General features: G+C 65.0%; 22 protein-coding genes. 10 read left to right on the top strand and 12 right to left on the bottom strand.

The window, feature by feature from the left end; genetic code table 11:
• Positions 1-3: 3 nt before the first annotated feature.
• The 8 genes from V5F77_RS16665 to V5F77_RS16630 are packed head-to-tail and all read right to left on the bottom strand — an operon-like array spanning position 4 to position 5,778.
• Positions 4-201 carry a hypothetical protein gene (locus tag V5F77_RS16665; RefSeq protein WP_429006485.1) on the bottom strand — a complete coding sequence of 66 codons (198 nt, stop codon included), beginning with the start codon at positions 199-201 and terminating at the stop codon, positions 4-6.
• Complete coding sequence (locus V5F77_RS16660) at positions 198-374, bottom strand: hypothetical protein (protein WP_429006484.1); 177 nt, start codon at positions 372-374, stop codon at positions 198-200. Before V5F77_RS16660 ends, V5F77_RS16665 begins: the two co-directional genes overlap by 4 nt.
• A gap of 13 nt (positions 375-387) precedes the next feature.
• Positions 388-1,110, bottom strand: coding sequence for a type IV secretion system protein (locus tag V5F77_RS16655; protein ID WP_429006483.1), 723 nt, complete (start codon positions 1,108-1,110; stop codon positions 388-390).
• A gap of 9 nt (positions 1,111-1,119) precedes the next feature.
• Complete coding sequence (locus tag V5F77_RS16650) at positions 1,120-2,022, bottom strand: hypothetical protein (protein ID WP_429006482.1); 903 nt, start codon at positions 2,020-2,022, stop codon at positions 1,120-1,122.
• Entirely contained in the window at positions 2,019-4,430 is a 2,412-nt protein-coding gene (locus V5F77_RS16645) for a VirB4 family type IV secretion/conjugal transfer ATPase (RefSeq protein WP_429006481.1), read from the bottom strand. The genes V5F77_RS16650 and V5F77_RS16645 overlap by 4 nt, the downstream gene beginning before the upstream one ends.
• Positions 4,431-4,439: 9 nt before the next feature.
• A complete protein-coding gene (locus V5F77_RS16640) occupies positions 4,440-4,736 on the bottom strand; it encodes a type IV secretion system protein VirB3 (RefSeq protein WP_429006480.1) in 297 nt (98 codons plus the stop codon).
• Positions 4,733-5,038, bottom strand: coding sequence for a TrbC/VirB2 family protein (locus V5F77_RS16635; protein WP_429006479.1), 306 nt, complete (start codon positions 5,036-5,038; stop codon positions 4,733-4,735). The genes V5F77_RS16640 and V5F77_RS16635 overlap by 4 nt, the downstream gene beginning before the upstream one ends.
• A gap of 11 nt (positions 5,039-5,049) precedes the next feature.
• Entirely contained in the window at positions 5,050-5,778 is a 729-nt protein-coding gene (locus tag V5F77_RS16630) for a lytic transglycosylase domain-containing protein (RefSeq protein WP_394015625.1), read from the bottom strand.
• Between the two features lie 118 nt (positions 5,779-5,896).
• On the opposite strand from V5F77_RS16630, the gene V5F77_RS16625 reads away from it, so the two are divergent.
• From V5F77_RS16625 to V5F77_RS16590, 8 genes are all read left to right on the top strand, one after another.
• Complete coding sequence (locus V5F77_RS16625; protein ID WP_429006478.1) at positions 5,897-6,400, top strand: hypothetical protein; 504 nt, start codon at positions 5,897-5,899, stop codon at positions 6,398-6,400.
• Between the two features lies 1 nt (position 6,401).
• A complete protein-coding gene (locus tag V5F77_RS16620; protein WP_246544815.1) occupies positions 6,402-7,022 on the top strand; it encodes a thermonuclease family protein in 621 nt (206 codons plus the stop codon).
• Between the two features lie 33 nt (positions 7,023-7,055).
• Entirely contained in the window at positions 7,056-7,397 is a 342-nt protein-coding gene (locus V5F77_RS16615) for a single-stranded DNA-binding protein (protein WP_213375244.1), read from the top strand.
• A gap of 55 nt (positions 7,398-7,452) precedes the next feature.
• Positions 7,453-7,980: a thermonuclease family protein gene (locus V5F77_RS16610; protein ID WP_429006477.1), complete on the top strand. Its 528-nt coding sequence runs from the start codon at positions 7,453-7,455 to the stop codon at positions 7,978-7,980.
• Complete coding sequence (locus V5F77_RS16605; RefSeq protein WP_429006476.1) at positions 7,977-8,528, top strand: hypothetical protein; 552 nt, start codon at positions 7,977-7,979, stop codon at positions 8,526-8,528. The genes V5F77_RS16610 and V5F77_RS16605 overlap by 4 nt, the downstream gene beginning before the upstream one ends.
• Positions 8,529-8,588: 60 nt before the next feature.
• Positions 8,589-9,206 (top strand): hypothetical protein, encoded by a 618-nt coding sequence (locus tag V5F77_RS16600; protein WP_429006475.1) that lies wholly within the window; start codon positions 8,589-8,591, stop codon positions 9,204-9,206.
• A 146-nt stretch (positions 9,207-9,352) separates the two neighbouring features.
• The gene (locus tag V5F77_RS16595) at positions 9,353-9,919 is read left to right on the top strand and encodes a hypothetical protein (protein ID WP_429006474.1); all 567 of its coding nucleotides are present in this window, start codon (positions 9,353-9,355) and stop codon (positions 9,917-9,919) included.
• 43 nt (positions 9,920-9,962) lie between these two features.
• Positions 9,963-10,652, top strand: a complete 690-nt coding sequence (locus V5F77_RS16590; RefSeq protein ID WP_429006473.1) for a hypothetical protein — start codon at positions 9,963-9,965, stop codon at positions 10,650-10,652.
• 88 nt (positions 10,653-10,740) lie between these two features.
• On the opposite strand, the gene V5F77_RS16585 is transcribed toward V5F77_RS16590, so the two are convergent.
• The gene (locus tag V5F77_RS16585; protein WP_429006472.1) at positions 10,741-11,085 is read right to left on the bottom strand and encodes a winged helix-turn-helix transcriptional regulator; all 345 of its coding nucleotides are present in this window, start codon (positions 11,083-11,085) and stop codon (positions 10,741-10,743) included.
• An 87-nt stretch (positions 11,086-11,172) separates the two neighbouring features.
• Here V5F77_RS16585 and V5F77_RS16580 point away from each other — a divergent pair, with 87 nt between their 5' ends.
• Together V5F77_RS16580 and V5F77_RS16575 are read left to right on the top strand one after the other, a co-directional pair.
• Positions 11,173-11,823, top strand: a complete 651-nt coding sequence (locus V5F77_RS16580) for a VOC family protein (protein ID WP_429006471.1) — start codon at positions 11,173-11,175, stop codon at positions 11,821-11,823.
• A gap of 59 nt (positions 11,824-11,882) precedes the next feature.
• The gene (locus V5F77_RS16575; protein WP_429006470.1) at positions 11,883-12,776 is read left to right on the top strand and encodes an NADP-dependent oxidoreductase; all 894 of its coding nucleotides are present in this window, start codon (positions 11,883-11,885) and stop codon (positions 12,774-12,776) included.
• Positions 12,777-12,887: 111 nt separating this feature from the next.
• On the opposite strand, the gene V5F77_RS16570 is transcribed toward V5F77_RS16575, so the two are convergent.
• The 3 genes from V5F77_RS16570 to V5F77_RS16560 all read right to left on the bottom strand — a co-directional run bounded on the left by V5F77_RS16570 (position 12,888) and on the right by V5F77_RS16560 (position 14,210).
• Entirely contained in the window at positions 12,888-13,133 is a 246-nt protein-coding gene (locus tag V5F77_RS16570) for a hypothetical protein (RefSeq protein ID WP_429006469.1), read from the bottom strand.
• 29 nt (positions 13,134-13,162) lie between these two features.
• A complete protein-coding gene (locus tag V5F77_RS16565) occupies positions 13,163-13,789 on the bottom strand; it encodes an acyl-homoserine-lactone synthase (RefSeq protein ID WP_429006468.1) in 627 nt (208 codons plus the stop codon).
• Between the two features lie 97 nt (positions 13,790-13,886).
• A complete protein-coding gene (locus V5F77_RS16560; RefSeq protein ID WP_429006467.1) occupies positions 13,887-14,210 on the bottom strand; it encodes a WGR domain-containing protein in 324 nt (107 codons plus the stop codon).
• Positions 14,211-14,735 lie beyond the last annotated feature (525 nt).

Below are 14,735 nucleotides of genomic sequence, written 5' to 3'. Positions count from 1 at the left end.
CCCTCAGATCGGTTTCATCGGGCCGCAGGCGTCAAACGACTCGAACGGCTGAGGTGATGGCGTCGGCGTGGACGCCGCGTAGCCGAGCGGAGCGCCGCCTTCGTCCGGCGAACACGGCGCCTTGAGTGGCTTGTAGGCACAGCCCGCGAGGGCAAGCGCGAGACCGCAAAGGGCGGCGAGTGCTGCCGAGGTGCGGATCATTTCTTCGGCTCGGCCGGCGAGGTGAAGGTCATGGCGCGCGACAGGCCTTCGGTGTCCGGCTTGCTCTCCGTCTGCGCAGCGGGGGCCGGTGGCGCGGGCATGCGAATGATGATCACGCCGGCGGCGACGATGAGGATGATCGCAGCGGCGACGGCGATGGTGATCTTGTTCAAGCGTCCTCCGACGTCATTGCTGGGTGAATTTCATGGCGCGCGCGACGGCGGATTCCGCCGCGATGCGATCGAGATTGGCCTGGTTGGCAGCGGCCGCCGCATTGTTCACGACGCCGTTGAGCTCGTTGATGGTCTGGCCGGTCTGGATCTGCACCTGCGTGTTCTGGTCGACGCTGCCCTTCAGGTCCTGGGCCTGGCCGATCTGCTGGCCGCCTTGGGTAAATGCGGAGGAGCGCTGCTGAACAGCTCCCTGCGTCGAGTCGATCAGGCCGGACAGGGTCGCCGCGACATTGACGGAGTTCTTGTAGGCGGTGTCGACCGGGTGCGTCTGACCGCCAGTCATCCCGGTGATGGTCTGGACGAGCTGCAGGCCGTTGATCAGCGTCGAGACGATGTTCTGCGATCCCGAGCCCAAGCCTGCGAAGGACAACGAGCCGCCCGAAATCACCGAGCCCAGTGACGGGGCCTTCGCCATGGAGAAACCACCACCCAGGGCCATCTGCGCCAGGCTCCCCTGCGCCTGCGAGGTGCGATCCCCGGTCACCGCGGCAAGCGTCTTCTGCGTGAATTGCAGGATCTGCTGGTCGGCGTCGAGGATCTGCCGGGTGCTGGTCGCGATCTCCTGTGCTTTCGTCAGGTTGGCATTGTCGATCACCGGCACCTGCGCGCGCGCTGCGGACGTGGCAATGATTATGCCCACGGCGAGACCGAGCGCCAGTTTCAGGACAGATCGCATGGCAGCCTCCTATTGGCCGTTGGCTTGAATGCTCTCGATCGCGGCGGCGACATCAGCGCCGGACAAGGGCGCCTGAGGTGGCGGGACGGTAGCGGTCGATGGAGCCGGGTCCTGAACCCGAGAAAGGTAGGATTGGACGTTTGCATCGCTATCGACGTATCGCGCGCTCACGCAAGCCGGGTCGGCGGGCGTGCCCGGCGGGGTCGTGGAACACGAGGCCGCCGCATGGCACGGATCGGCGATCGTACCGGATCCCACCATGCCGACCGGACACGCCGGCGCGATCGAGTTTCCCGAGGGCGTCGTGGTCGAGCGCATGCCGATGGCAGCGCGGCTCAGGTCGCTGTTGTTCGCCAGATTGAGCGCGTTCAGGGCCGTCACCCAGATATTGGTCGAGCCCATCGCGCCGTTCCAGGCGAGATTGTTCTGCACACGTGCGGCACTGTTCATATCGATCGCGGCCATCACCGTGGTCGCGGTCCCCACTTCGGTGCCGGCCGCCCGGAAGGCGGATTGGGCAGCGCCGAGCGTCGATCGGCTGGCGTCGAGGCCGGCGACGACATCGCCCGTCGATTTGAACAAGGTCTGGCTGTTGAGCGCGGCGCCGCGTGCATCGGCGGCCGGGGTCGCCGGCATGTCCGGGGCATAGGCCTGGATGGTCCGGCTGCCCGCGCCCGACTGCGGCTGCACCGTCGGATCGGTGACGCTGGCCTTCTTGCCGGTCGTCACCGCGCATTTGACGCCCTGATTGGCGTTCTGGCGCTGCGTCGTGATCGGCACCAGCTTGACGGTCGCGCCCGCGGTCTCCGAGTGCTGCGTCAGCTGCGCAGCGTCGCTGGTCGGGATGGCGGCAAGCGCACTGCCTGCGCCGATGCATGACCAGGCGATGGCCGCGATTGCGAGACGCTTCATGCCTCAACCCTCCCCGTGAAGATCGGGAGCCAGACGGCTGGATCGTCACCGACGCGGGCGCGTAGCGCGTCGAGCTCGGCGACGGTCTCGGTGCGACCCGACAGAACCTTGATGATGTCGGGCATGCCGCCGAGGTTGAGCTTGGCGATGACGCTGTCGCGACCGTGCTTGATCAGGAACGAGCGTGACTCCGGCACCGTGCTGCGGATCCAGGTCACCTCGCGCTCCGAGAGTCGGAACGCGCGGGTGTAACTCTCGTCATCCGCCTTCGGGTTCGGAAAGAAGACGTTGGTCGCGGTCTGTTCGATCAGCGTGCTCGCCGAGTTCGAGCGCACGATGTCGGCGGCGGATTGCGTGCCGAAACCGATGATGCCGTTCTGCTTGCGGATGGTCTTCAGCTTGTCCTTGATGAAGAAGGCAAAGACCGGATCGTCGAGCAGCCGCCAGCCCTCGTCGAGGAAGATCATCACGGGATCGCCGGTGAGCAGCTCCTCGGTGCGGTGGAAGATGTACATCAGCGCCGCCGTGCGGATGACAGGATCGTCCAGCACCCGCGTCATGTCGAAACCGAAGATGCTCGAGACCGAGAACTGATCGGCCTCATTATTGAACAGCCAGCCACGCTGATCCGCCCGCATCCAGCTCTCCAGCCGTGCGAGCAGGTCGCCCTCCCCGGCCCGGATGCGGCCACGCAGCAGCGTCGAGAAGGCCTTCAGCGTCCGCCCATCGGGTCCGGCGCTCAGCGCAGAAGCGATGGCGTTGCGAATGACCTGCTCCTCGGAGGCGCTGAGCTCTCCGCCATGGCTTGGGCGCAGCATGAAGCCGAGAAGCTGGAACAGGAATTCCCGGTTCGGCGCGGTGTCGGGCAAGGACAGTGGGTTGAAGCCGGTCGGCTCGCCGGGGACGAGCACCTCGTACTGGCCGCCCATGGCCCGGATGAAGATCTCGGCACCACGATCCTTGTCGACGAACAGCAGCTTCGGTCGCGGCGTGACGCGTTGCGACTGCGCCGAGATGAAGGACAGGAAGACCGTCTTGCCGCTGCCCGAGGGCCCGACGACGGTGAAGTTGCCGAGGTCGCGAACATGGTGATTGTAGTAATAGGCGGTCTGCGAGGTGGTTTCGAACACCGAGATCGCCGGACCCCAATGGTTCCCGTCCAACCGCCCACTCGGGTAATTATGCAATGACGTGAAGCCGGCGAAGTTCTTTGAGGAGATCACCGACTTGCGCGCGATGTAGGGGAAATTGCCAGGCAGCTGAGCCCAGAAGGCCGGCTCGCAATTGAGATCCTCGCGCGTCCAGATCACCGAGCGATCGGTCAACGCGGCGCCGACCGCGGTCACGGTGGCGGCAACCTCGGCAACCGTGCGACCGAGGCACATCACCGACATGTGGTGCTCGCCGTAAATCGCCTCGGACGCCAGGAGTTCGTCACGGGCTTCGTCGAGATGCTCGGCGATGATGGAGCCGGCCTCGTCCGACATGTCGACCTGCCGGGCGACGCGGTCGATCTGCTTGGCCGCCTCGGGGCGGTCGACGATGGCGAAACTCTGCGTCGCGATGAACTCGTGCGGCACGCGCAGCAGATTGTCGAAGGAGCCCGGTCCGGTCTGCGCCGGATACTCGCGGATCGACACCATGGCGCCGAAGCGGGTGTCCTCGGGCCCGGCGCCACGGATTTCGATTGCGTTCTTGCCGAAGAAGATCCGCTTCATCGACAGCGCATCCGCGAGCGCCATGCGTGGCAAGTGCATTGGGCGGGGGATGCCACCATTGACGAGCTGAACCAGGAATTCCAGCGGTTCCGAGTGCCAAACGCCGCAGCGGCGTACGACGCCGAGTTGGCGCGCTCCATAGGCGGCGAGATTCTCGCGCACCGCGGTCGAGGCGTCGTGCAACTCGCTCAAGGCCGTCTGCGACGCCACAGATTCGCCGGCGGCGTCCTTGCGTCCAAGCAGCTTCGTCAACATCGCGTCGAACGTGCCGGCCTGACCCTGCAGCGGCCGACGCACGATAGTCAGATAGAGATCATTGACGAACATCCGCCGCTGCGACAGCGCCGCGTCATAGCGCTCGTCGATCTCGCGGCACAGCGCATTGTCGAAGCTCGACGCGATCCGCGGCTGCACCTCGCGGCGGATGATATGGCTGACGAGCGCGAAGCGTGAATTCGCCAGCGTGCGGACGAGGTCGTTGCGCGCCAACAGGCGGGAGTTGATCTCGCTGATGTCGGCGGTCTCGAAGGAATAGCCCTCGCACTTCAGGACCGTCATGACGAGACCGTCGCGGGTCTTGATGACGTGATCGTCGACATGGCGGGTATAGGGGATGTGGCTGGCCACAGGACGCTCCCGGCGCGAGACCGCGCCGAAGGTCAGCTCATCGAGAAGCGCCTTTGCCACCATGCCTTCGCCTCACGCGCAATAGCTGTCGGCGGCCCAGAAGGCGCGCGAGCGGGGTGGGCATCTTGTCGATTTGACGAACAGGATTTCGAAGATGCGATCATCGCGCAGCGTCAATATGTAGCCGAACAGATGCAGCGGGATCGCGACCAGCAGCAGGAACAAATTGTGGGAGATCAGAAAGCAGACCGACGAGACCACGCCGTTGAACATGAAATACATGTACGGCACGCCCATCAGCGTCGGCGCGCGTGTGAGTGCTTTGACCAGCGGGCTGATATGCGGCTCTTCGAGGTGCTGGCTGTTCATTGACCGACCGCCGACTGGAAGAACTGAACGATCTGCGCCGAACCGAACACCAGCACGATGCCGAAGATCACACTGCCGGCGATGCCCCAGGTCAGCCGGCCCGACCAGGCGAAGAAGCCGCAGGCGATGACGGCAAGCGTCGCCAGCGCGGTGGCGATCGGGCCGGTCAGCGCCTGCACGAGGGTGGTCAGCGTCGACTGCACCGGCTGCAGTGTGCCGCCCGACTGTGCGGCGGCGCCGGCGGTCATCAGGAGCAACATGGCTCCGGTGAGGTAAGGAAGGCGTCTCGACGGCTGCTTCATCTACGGTCTCCTCAGTCGACATGCATCACGAAGCCGTCGCTCCATTGTGTCTTGGCGCGTGGCTTCGCAGGCTCCGAGGCTGCCGCTGGTGAAGCGCCGCCGGAGAGAGGTTGGATGATGTCGGCAGCGGCCGACGCGACCCGCGCGGCGCCGACTGTCGCGGCCGCGGCGGGGTCTGGCCATGTGTAGAAGTCGTTCATGACGTCGGCGACGAAACGCACGGTCTCGGGATAAGGCGGAACACCGCGGCTTTTTTGCACGGCGGCCTCACCGGCGTTGTAGGCGGCGAGAATGAAGAACGGATTCCGGTAGCGCTCGTGCAGCGCGCGCAGAAAGCGGACGCCGCCGCGTACATTGCCTACCGGGTCGCACAGATCGACATCGAAACGCTGCGCCGTCTCGGGCATCAACTGCATCAGGCCATACGCGCCCTTTTCCGATAGCGCCGTCGACAGATAGCGGCTCTCGATCTTGGCGACCGACAGGACGAAGTCCGGATAGAACTTCTCCTCTGTGGCGATCCTCACGATCAGCGCCCTCGCGGCATCGGATGCGAGGTCCGTGGCAGGCGCACAGGGAGATGCCGCGCCCTTCTGACCCTGGAGTATCTCGACCGGTTGCGCCGGCGCTTCGATCGGGACGACGCGGCCGGAACTGTCGACGGTGGCGAGCGTCGTAGGCGCTCCGCTCTGCGCGCTGGCCCCTGCCATCCCGGTCGTCAGGAGCGTTCCGATCGTCAAGCCGCGAATCCACATGCCCTGCCCTCAAATCAATTCGTCATGGACAATATATTGAATGTTGATACGATGGCAACACGACTGGCGACGGGTTTTCCTAGAGGACCGAAAAGGAGGGCGGATGAAGCGGCCTCAGTGGTTGGCAATGGCGATAATTGTCACCGGCGGCGCGCTTGGGCCCGGCGGAGCCGGGGCGCAGGATGCCTCATTTGGCTGCAAGGTACTCCTTTGCGCCGCTGCCACGGCGCCCAGCTGGTCGGGCATTCCCTATTGCGTGCCGGTCATGCAGCAGCTCTTCCGGTCGCTCGCGCGCGGCGGGTCCTGGCCGACCTGCCCGGAAGGCAATGCCGGGCGCCTTGGCTTTGAGCCCTATTTCCCCTGCCCGACCGGCACGACGCCCATGCAACGAACCGGCGGCGATTCCGACGCGCTCGTGCCGGCGCCGAACGGTGATCTTTGCGCCGACACCTCCAAACCGCGGCGCGGTTGCCATAGTGGTGACGATGGGTCGTGTGAGACCACCTATCCCACGACACCACGGCAGGCTCGCACCGAGCCCAATTATGTCGACATCTCCACGGCGAACGGCGCGCAGCGCTTTTATTTCTCGCTGAGGGGATACTGAGATGCGCCGCGTCCGCGTCGCGCTCCTCGTGCTGGCAGCCGCGGTATCGCCCGTGGCGGCGCAGTCCGCCGCGCCGGGCTGGTTTGCCGTCCCAGGCAACGCTGTCTACCAGACCGGCGACAGCTGGACGGACGGCGGCGTGATCTATCGCCTCTACGGGGTTCAGTCCTGCCTTCGCGGCACCATCGTCACCAATGCGCATGGCGTGAAGCGTGATTGCGGCGAGGCCTCGCTCGCGATGCTGATCGCGCTGACGCGGGACCTGAAGCCACAATGCTACCAGGCGGCTGCCCTGCCGGAGGCGCGCACGGTCTTCGTGTTCTGCATCGCGCAACCACTGAGCGGAGCAGGCGCCGGCTCACGGATCGATCTCGGCACCGCGCTGATTTCGACCGGCTACGGCTTCGCGGCGCTGACACCCGACGGCAAGCCGGTCCACCCGCCCTACTTCGTCGCGCAGCTCGTGGCGCAACGCGGACACGCCGGGCTGTGGGCCTTCGCCGACCTGCCCGAACCGAACGCCATCATCCTGCGCGCGCTCCGGGCGGATCGATCGGCTACGACGCCGTCGCAGCCAACAGCCTCGAGCGCCCCGGACACGCCAGGGATCGCGCCGCCATGACCAACGCCACCACCAGCCGAGGGAGCCTTGCCCATGAGAACCACCAACCTCTTCATCCTTCGCGGCCATGTCGGACAGGCACCGAAGGCCTTTGGCAAGACCGCCAAGGTCAATGTCGCGACCGATCGCGTCTGGACCGACAGCAAGGGCGAGCGAAAGGAAGAGACCGACTGGGTGACGATCAGCCTGCTGAACGAAAAGGTCGCCCAATGGGCGCTGACCCATGTCGTCAAAGGCGACGCCGTCTACGCGGAGTGCCGCATCGCCGACGGCTCTTACAAGGATAAGGCCGGCGAGACAGTCTACACCACCGACGTCATCGCCAATGCCTTCCACAAGCTCGACCTGGGCAACCGTGATGACGCGGGGGCGTAACCGCGGCGCCAGAACGGGGACCATCGTCATGGTCGCCACGCTTGCCGCGACCACATTGGCCGGCGCGCAATCGCCGGAACGATCCGGCCTTTACTCGCCAGGTAGCGCGCTGCAATCGCCACCGCTGCGCGTCGAGGTTCTCGACGGGACGCGCTTTCGCGATATCGAGACGCAGGCTGTCTATCGGCTCTACGGCATCGACACCTGTGCGCCAGGGCAGGCCGCTCATCTTGGCCGTCAGCCCTGGCCGTGCGGCACCGTGGCGGCGGCTTGGCTGGTCTCGGCAACGCTCAACAAATGGGTTGCCTGCAACATTCTTCGCGATGAGCAGGGCGAGCACCTCGCGCGCTGCGCCTCGGCGGATCACGCCGATATCGGCGCCGACATGATCCGCGACGGCATTGCGATGACCCTGCCGCCAAGCGAGCAGGATCCCGCGATCCGCGCTTATGTGTCGGCCGAGAGGGACGCGCGCAAAGCCTATCGGGGCATCTGGGCCAGCACGTTCCAGATGCCCTGGGAGTACCGGACCAGCGATCGGCGGCGTGCGATCGCGAAGAAAGGCGCCGAGGCCGCGCCATGAACGTCGCGGCCTATCTCGCGCCCGGGCTTCTGGCGCTCGCCCTGGCGGCTTGCGCCGCCCCGACGTCGCCGGTTGTCGAGGCGTTGCCTCCGCCATCGCGCGACACGCTCTACGAGCCAGACCGCGTTCAGCCCGGGCGCCTCGAATACGCTCCCGATCGGACGACGTTCGCCCCGATCCTGACCGAACGCTTCTCCTATCCGACGCAGGCCCAGGCCAACGACGCCTATCGCCGGCTGCTTGGCGACGACCCGATCCCGCCGTCGCGCGCGACCTCTGTCTGGCTCTTCGGCTGCAAGCCCGGAGCGCTCGATGCCCAGACCGCGCGCGTCAGCCGCTACCGGGGACCCGTCGTGCATTGCGCCACAGATTTTCTCGATGCCGGGGGCAGACGTCTCAGGCGCGAGACCGCGAATTTCTATCATTACCGCTCTGTCTGGAACATGCAGCCGGTCGATCCGCCGCGAACCCTTGTCCCCTGGCGCGGCGGTGAGCGCTCGCCGAAAGATGCGTGGCGCTGGGTCCCGGGCCGCGATCGATACGAATAGCGCGGCGGGGGCTTTCCACGGGTGCGACATTGGTTCAGTATACTAGATGTTGTTGAAGGAATGGGCGCCTGCGTTCCACGGCATATCGCGCGACGATTGCCAGCGATCACCGCTGCATGGATGTCTCTTGTGATCCCGGCCCTCGTCCACGCCCAGGCGCTCACCGCAGATCCAGGAGCGTGGCGTCCGATGTCCTATGCCGATCTCCAGCAGGCGACGGCGGACACCGCCACCTATGCCGACATCTGGAAGGACGCCATCGAGGACAACAACCGCGCCTATCTCGCGCGCGGCGACACGCGCTACGCAAGCGCCAACGCCCCGGCGACCGAGGCGCATTTCGTCATTTGGAGCGCCAGGAAGGCGGTCGTGCTCAGCATCCTGAACACGGCGACCGGCTGCACGCTGAAAGAGGTCCAGGCGTCGGCGCGCGCCACGATAAAACTCTGTCCGCTGCGGATCGCCATCTATGAAGGCATTCAGGTTCGCACCCTCGACGGGGGTAACGCCTGCTTCCTCGAGCTCGCGCCGGCCGCGGCGGGCGCACCCGTGGACCCCGCCCGAACCGTCGCCTACGCTGCCTATGATGTCGCGACGAAGACGGTGAAGACCGGCCTCGTCATCGACCATCAGGCCGTCGACGGCTGCTCGAACAACATCCCGCTGGGCGCGCCATGATCAAACGGCTGCGCGCCCGCCATCATCCCATGTCCGCTGACGGCGCGGTCAAGGCGACCCCTTGCGGGGCGCGGCTTGCGCCGCGGCCCGGACCGCCCCTGCGGCCATGCCATGCTGGCCGGCCATCTCAGCATCAGGAGGCTTCGATGCGTTCCTTTCTCGTCATCGCACTTGTCGGGCTTACCACCCTCTCAACGGCCGCCGTTGCGCAGGACCAGGGCTCCGGGGCCTGGCAGCCGATGACGTTCCACAATTTCCAGACGCTATCGAAAACCGACACCCTGCAGACGCTCGTCTGGCCGGACGTGATCCGCGAAGCGAATGCCTACGTCACCACCGAGCTCAAGCGACCGCTCAATGGCAAGAATGCCCTGGTGACGGCCCTGTCCTCGACCTATCGCGACGGGCCCCGCACGATCATTGTCAGCACCGCGCTCTCGCGCGATTGCGACAGCGGTGCGAACGACGCCGGCGCCGAGATCGAGCCATCGACCTGCCCGCTGCGCATCGTCACGATCGAGAACGGCAAGGTTCTCACCGTCAAGACGGCAACGGGCTGCTACGCGGATCACGCCGATCCGGCGATCCCGGCGAAGAACCGCAACGACAATTCCTTCACACGCTTCGATCCGGCAGCCGGCACGATCGCCTTCCGGACCAATGTCGGCGGCCGCGACGTGCCGGACTGCGCGCGGACCTATTCGATCAGATGACCACCAGGATCAGGAGGCGCTCATGCCCAGGCGAATTGCCGGATTGTTCACGACGCTCGCCTTCGTTCCAATGTTGCTCGCAGCCCTGTCGGGCCATGCGCTGGCGCAGAAGGGCCAATATTGCGAGCGCACCAACTATTCGGCCCAGGAGATCACCGACGCGGTGAGAAACTCCTCGCTGCGCGACGATCTCAAGGGGACGTCATGCTCGTTGGGCGGTCTCGGGCGTTTCGAATCGGGCGGCAACAAGGGCGTCTACAATGGCAGTTGCTGCACCGGAATCTTCCAGCTCAACAACGCCAATGTCCAGAAATATGCCGGCACGGATCGCGCCGGATACGGGTGCATGTCGCTGCAGGATCAGGTCGATGCCTGGGCCAGACTCACGAACGCCGGCTACAACTCGTCGGCCGTGAAACAGCTGGCCTCGATGTCGACCTTCGACGGCCAGAAGGTGGACGCCAGTCTCATCGCGGCGTGTATCCAGCTTGGCACCGGCAACTGCCAGAAGATGGTCGATTCGGGAAAGTGCTCCGGCTTCTCCGACATCAACGGGACCACGATTTGCGGCATGGCGAACAATGCCCGCGCCATGGCTGATCCCAACTGCAAGGACGGGCAGGGCGTGTGTGGCCCGTCCGGTCCCGGAGATTTCCCGACGTCGACGGGAATCGCGGCGAACCCACCGACGGCGAGCACCGCATCGATCATCGTCGCGCCGACCGACGTTTAACGGCGCGTCTCGAAGAGGTCAGGAGAGAGACCGCTGTGGTGGCCCGCGTTAATCAGGGCCCAGACCCGCGCATCGCCAGGCGCCCCGTTCACTCCGCGTATTCGCGACACCACGCCACCAGCGCATCGATCACGGGCTTCAGCCCGCGCGCCTTCGACGTGATCGCGTAGTCGACGCGTGGCGGGACCTCGGCGAAGACGGTGCGCGAGACGAGGCCATCCCTCTCCAACTCGCGGAGCTGCACGGTCAGCATGTGCTGGGTGATGCCCGGGATCGCCCGCCCCAGCTCCCCGAAGCGATGGACGCGCTGGTTGAGCAGCCACAGGATCTCCAGCTTCCACTTGCCTGACAGAACAGCGAAGGCGCGACGCATTTCGCTATTCAGCCGGTCGGGATCGGCGCCACCGCTGCATTCCATACTATGGTTTTCCATAGTTACCCTGACCTTCCCATCCTACTTGCCATTCTAACTATACCACGACATTTCTACTGCTTGCGCGTGGTTTGCAAGGAAACAGGCATGTTCAATGACGAGACGACGATCCATCCCGCGCTTCATCATGTCGGTTTGACCACCGGCGACATGGCCCGCTTGGCCGACTGGTACGCCAAGGTGCTGGGCATGCGCCTCGTCTTTCGGTCGGAAAACCCGATCGGCGCCAAGGAGGGAGATTTGCGTCCCCGGGCGGCCTGGCTCACCAATGACGCCGCCAATCACCGGATTGCTGTGGTCGAACTGCCGGGCCTTGTTTTCGATGCCGAGCGCGGCAAGCACCAGCGGCTCCAGTACGTCGCCTTCGCCTATCGCACGCTCGATGAACTGCTCGGAACCTACAAGCGGCTGAAGACGCTCGGCATCCTGCCATTGCTATCGGTCGATGAACGCGCGCAGACGGCGTTCTATTACGAAGATCCCGACCGCAACAGCATCGAGCTGAACGTCAGCAACTATGGCGAGTTCGGCGAGAACTGGACGTCGATCGAGCACATGCAGACTTCGCCGGATTTCGCCAGGCGTCCACTCGGCGTCGATGTCGATCCCGACAAGCTCGTGGCCGCGCGCGAGGCTGGCGGCAGCCCCTGGGAACTGCACAAGCGCGCCTGGCGGCACGAGTTCGCCCCGGCCGAACCGTACAACCCGATGGTCCTGCTATTACAAGTGCGTCCGTAAGCGGTCCATCCGAACCGATCCGCCGAGTCCAATATTATCGTTATGGCGGTCCCGAGGAGATGCGCTTGGAGAGCCATGTCCTGCCGCTGCCCGGCCGTGGTGAGATGCGGGTTCGCGTTCACGCAGCCTCGGTCAACGAGATCGACTGGAAAATCCGGCAAGGCTATCTGAAGCTGATCACCGGCTGGCGTTTCCCGCGCGGCATGGGAATGGATTTCGCCGGCACCGTCGAACAGGTCGGCGCCGGCGTTTCCGGTTTCGCGATCGGCGATGCGGTGATGGGAATGGCGCCGCTGCGCTCGCCCGGCGCGTTCAGCGAGGCGATGATCGCGCGGGAGAGCCAGACGCTGCTCAAGCCGGCCTCGCTTTCGTTCGAGGACGCCGCCGCCTTGCCGACAGTCGGCGTCACGGCCTGGCGCGGGCTGATCGGCTACGCTGACATTCGCCCCGGCCTATCCGTCTTCATCAACGGCGCTATGGGCGGCGTCGGCCAGGCTGCGGCGCAGATCGCCAGCGCCAAGGGAGCCTCGGTGATCGCCGGGCGCGTCGGGCCGGACGACATCGACGCCGCCGTGGCGGCGGGGATCGATCCGGCGATCAGCTACAAGGCGCCGATCCCGCGCGAGCTGCACCACCGCTTCGACATCGTGTTCGACTGTCACGGGAGCCTGACGCCGGCTGAGGGCGATCTGCTCGCCAGGCCCCGCGGCGTGATCCTCGATGTTAACCCGTCGTGGCATAAGCGCTTGCTCGCGATCGCGTCGCGGCGGCGCAATATGGTGTTTGGCAGTCTGAAGGCCAAGGATATCCAGCATGCCGTCGATCTTGCCGCTACCGGCCGGCTCCGCATCCCGATCGGGCGGACCATCCCCCTCGGCGAGACCATCGCCCGGATCGCGGCGATGGAAGCGGGCAAAGGGGGCAAGGGCAAGACCGTAATCGTCATGGCATGACGACCAAGTCTAGACGTTAGATTCAGGAGGCTATGTTGCGCCAGGTAACTAAAATTAGCCAAGCATCTTGTGGATCCTGAGGATTTGACGTGGCGTAAGCATTGGCGAGATTCAGTTCATCTCGGAGGGATCCGGCAGAATATTTTTCCGGAATGCAGCGAGCTGCTCTTCAGTCGCGTCGCACAGATCGCCGCCACGATAGTGTGCGTAAACCAATGCCCAAAAGACCACCTCGTCCGCCCTGCCGGCAAAGAGGGCCTTCTGCAACGTCCGTCCGATCAGCGCAACGGCGCGGGGCGGCTCGTAGCGAGAATGCAGTTCACTCGCGATGAGCTTCGTATCGGCGGTTCGGATCACGGCGCACCTCCTGATCTAAGAGAGTTGGGTTATGCCGCCGAAGGCAGTGATCCGGGGTCAGGGAGAACCGAGCCTTCGCAATGCCGCGCCTGCTGGATCGTCGTGAGGGTTTCCCGGTTGAATGACATGCGCAGCGCCACGACCTCGTCGCGGCCGATGCGCTTGGGAAAGCCGAGAGGGCGCACGAAGAACCGCAGCTGCATCGCGATCACCATCAGCCGCCAATCGATTGCCACGGTGACGGTATCCACGCGATGCGCCATGCCCCATTCGACCACGCCTTGCGCCAGCTCGAGGAATGGTCCGTTTGCGCTGGGGCGGAGCTCGCGATGACGGGGTGCCACGCAAAAGCGTGTCCATTCGAAGACGCGCGGTCCCCGCGGCGGCTTGCTGCGGCAAAGATCCGTCAGGACGTCGCTGAGCAGATGCGGGCGTGTCGTCGGAAGCAGCCGCTGGTAGCCGACGATCTCGTCGTCGCGCAGGCAGACCTGATGAATCGCATGCGCGTCGTCGAAGCGGTCCCGTTCCAGGCCGTCGGGCTGCCGCAGATCAGTCCAGCCCTTTTCTTCGACGAAGATGGCATGCCGGAAGCGGAAGACGCGCTCCATCAGATCGCCATGCCGCGCGATCTCGGAGCCAGGGATGAGCAAAAGCATCGGAAATTCCTCGGCTTGTTGTGTAACGAGCCGAGGAGTTCATGAATCAAGCGCGGCGGGTATGGTTAGAAATCACCATTGCGCACTGGCGCCGCGATCATTCGTGACGGCTGTCGGGTAACCGAGTCGTGCCGTTCCCACTGTGGTGTGCAGGCGCGACCCGAAGCTGATAGCCGCGCCGAAGCTTGCGATCCAGCCACGTCCCAAGCGCCATGCGCGCACCTTCGCGCTGCGCGTAGAGTTCCGTGCGGCGTTGCCCAAAGCTCCCGATCCGCCCCCATTCGCGCACCATCGCCGTCTCCCCGAATAACGTCGGCTCGATCGACAGCACATAGTAACGCGCCATGTTCTGCGACGCGTCGATACGGTCGAGCACGAGCACCTGAAGCATTGATGGCGAGGGCCGATGATCGTCTAGCATGATGCACAGTCCCACGCGCGCGTGCGCATGGTCCAACGCAATGATTGAATCAGTTGCCCGTGATCGATTCGTTTTGGTGATGACGGCCGGCTCGGATCAGCCGACGTGACAGCCAGCAGGCTGCGGAGGCAGGTCACGGCCCGCTTCTGACAGAGTTCTGCGAGCCCGGCACCCGGGGCTTCCACTGTGAGCCACCCCGCTCTCAATCAGCGCAATTCCTTGGTCTCGGCCATGGCCTTCTGCGATCAACCCGCCAGGGGTCCGCTATGCGCGCATGCGGCCTCTGCGGCTTCGCCTGCGAGGTGATCGCGGCCGTGATCCGGACGCTTCGGGCGCCTGTCGAGCGGGGATGGTCCCCGCCGCAAGACGGGAGCCGAAACAATGTCGCAGAACCTCACCCTTGCTCAAGACCACGCCTGGAGCCTCGCCAAGACCCTGATGGTCTGCATCACGCTCTTCAAGTCCGACGGCGGCTATGGCGTTCTCCCCTCGGACGAATTCGAGGGCGATCCTGCCTCGGTCATT

It is taken from the genome of Roseixanthobacter psychrophilus (assembly GCF_043195195.1).
Taxonomy (GTDB): domain Bacteria; phylum Pseudomonadota; class Alphaproteobacteria; order Rhizobiales; family Xanthobacteraceae; genus NCEH01.
The sequence above is the reverse complement of the archived record's forward strand: the minus strand, read 5'-3'. Positions and strand labels throughout refer to the sequence as shown.

Excerpts from the sequence above, each read along its gene's own strand:
- V5F77_RS16665 (WP_429006485.1), bottom strand. The coding sequence starts at position 201 with ATGATCCGCACCTCGGCAGCACTCGCCGCCCTTTGCGGTCTCGCGCTT.
- V5F77_RS16655 (WP_429006483.1), bottom strand. The coding sequence starts at position 1,110 with ATGCGATCTGTCCTGAAACTGGCGCTCGGTCTCGCCGTGGGCATAATC.
- V5F77_RS16650 (WP_429006482.1), bottom strand. The coding sequence starts at position 2,022 with ATGAAGCGTCTCGCAATCGCGGCCATCGCCTGGTCATGCATCGGCGCA.
- V5F77_RS16645 (WP_429006481.1), bottom strand. The coding sequence starts at position 4,430 with ATGGTGGCAAAGGCGCTTCTCGATGAGCTGACCTTCGGCGCGGTCTCG.
- V5F77_RS16640 (WP_429006480.1), bottom strand. The coding sequence starts at position 4,736 with ATGAACAGCCAGCACCTCGAAGAGCCGCATATCAGCCCGCTGGTCAAA.
- V5F77_RS16635 (WP_429006479.1), bottom strand. The coding sequence starts at position 5,038 with ATGAAGCAGCCGTCGAGACGCCTTCCTTACCTCACCGGAGCCATGTTG.
- V5F77_RS16625 (WP_429006478.1), top strand. The coding sequence starts at position 5,897 with ATGAAGCGGCCTCAGTGGTTGGCAATGGCGATAATTGTCACCGGCGGC.
- V5F77_RS16620 (WP_246544815.1), top strand. The coding sequence starts at position 6,402 with ATGCGCCGCGTCCGCGTCGCGCTCCTCGTGCTGGCAGCCGCGGTATCG.
- V5F77_RS16615 (WP_213375244.1), top strand. The coding sequence starts at position 7,056 with ATGAGAACCACCAACCTCTTCATCCTTCGCGGCCATGTCGGACAGGCA.
- V5F77_RS16605 (WP_429006476.1), top strand. The coding sequence starts at position 7,977 with ATGAACGTCGCGGCCTATCTCGCGCCCGGGCTTCTGGCGCTCGCCCTG.
- V5F77_RS16600 (WP_429006475.1), top strand. The coding sequence starts at position 8,589 with ATGGGCGCCTGCGTTCCACGGCATATCGCGCGACGATTGCCAGCGATC.
- V5F77_RS16595 (WP_429006474.1), top strand. The coding sequence starts at position 9,353 with ATGCGTTCCTTTCTCGTCATCGCACTTGTCGGGCTTACCACCCTCTCA.
- V5F77_RS16585 (WP_429006472.1), bottom strand. The coding sequence starts at position 11,085 with ATGGAAAACCATAGTATGGAATGCAGCGGTGGCGCCGATCCCGACCGG.
- V5F77_RS16580 (WP_429006471.1), top strand. The coding sequence starts at position 11,173 with ATGTTCAATGACGAGACGACGATCCATCCCGCGCTTCATCATGTCGGT.
- V5F77_RS16575 (WP_429006470.1), top strand. The coding sequence starts at position 11,883 with ATGCGCTTGGAGAGCCATGTCCTGCCGCTGCCCGGCCGTGGTGAGATG.
- V5F77_RS16565 (WP_429006468.1), bottom strand. The coding sequence starts at position 13,789 with ATGCTTTTGCTCATCCCTGGCTCCGAGATCGCGCGGCATGGCGATCTG.
- V5F77_RS16560 (WP_429006467.1), bottom strand. The coding sequence starts at position 14,210 with ATGCTAGACGATCATCGGCCCTCGCCATCAATGCTTCAGGTGCTCGTG.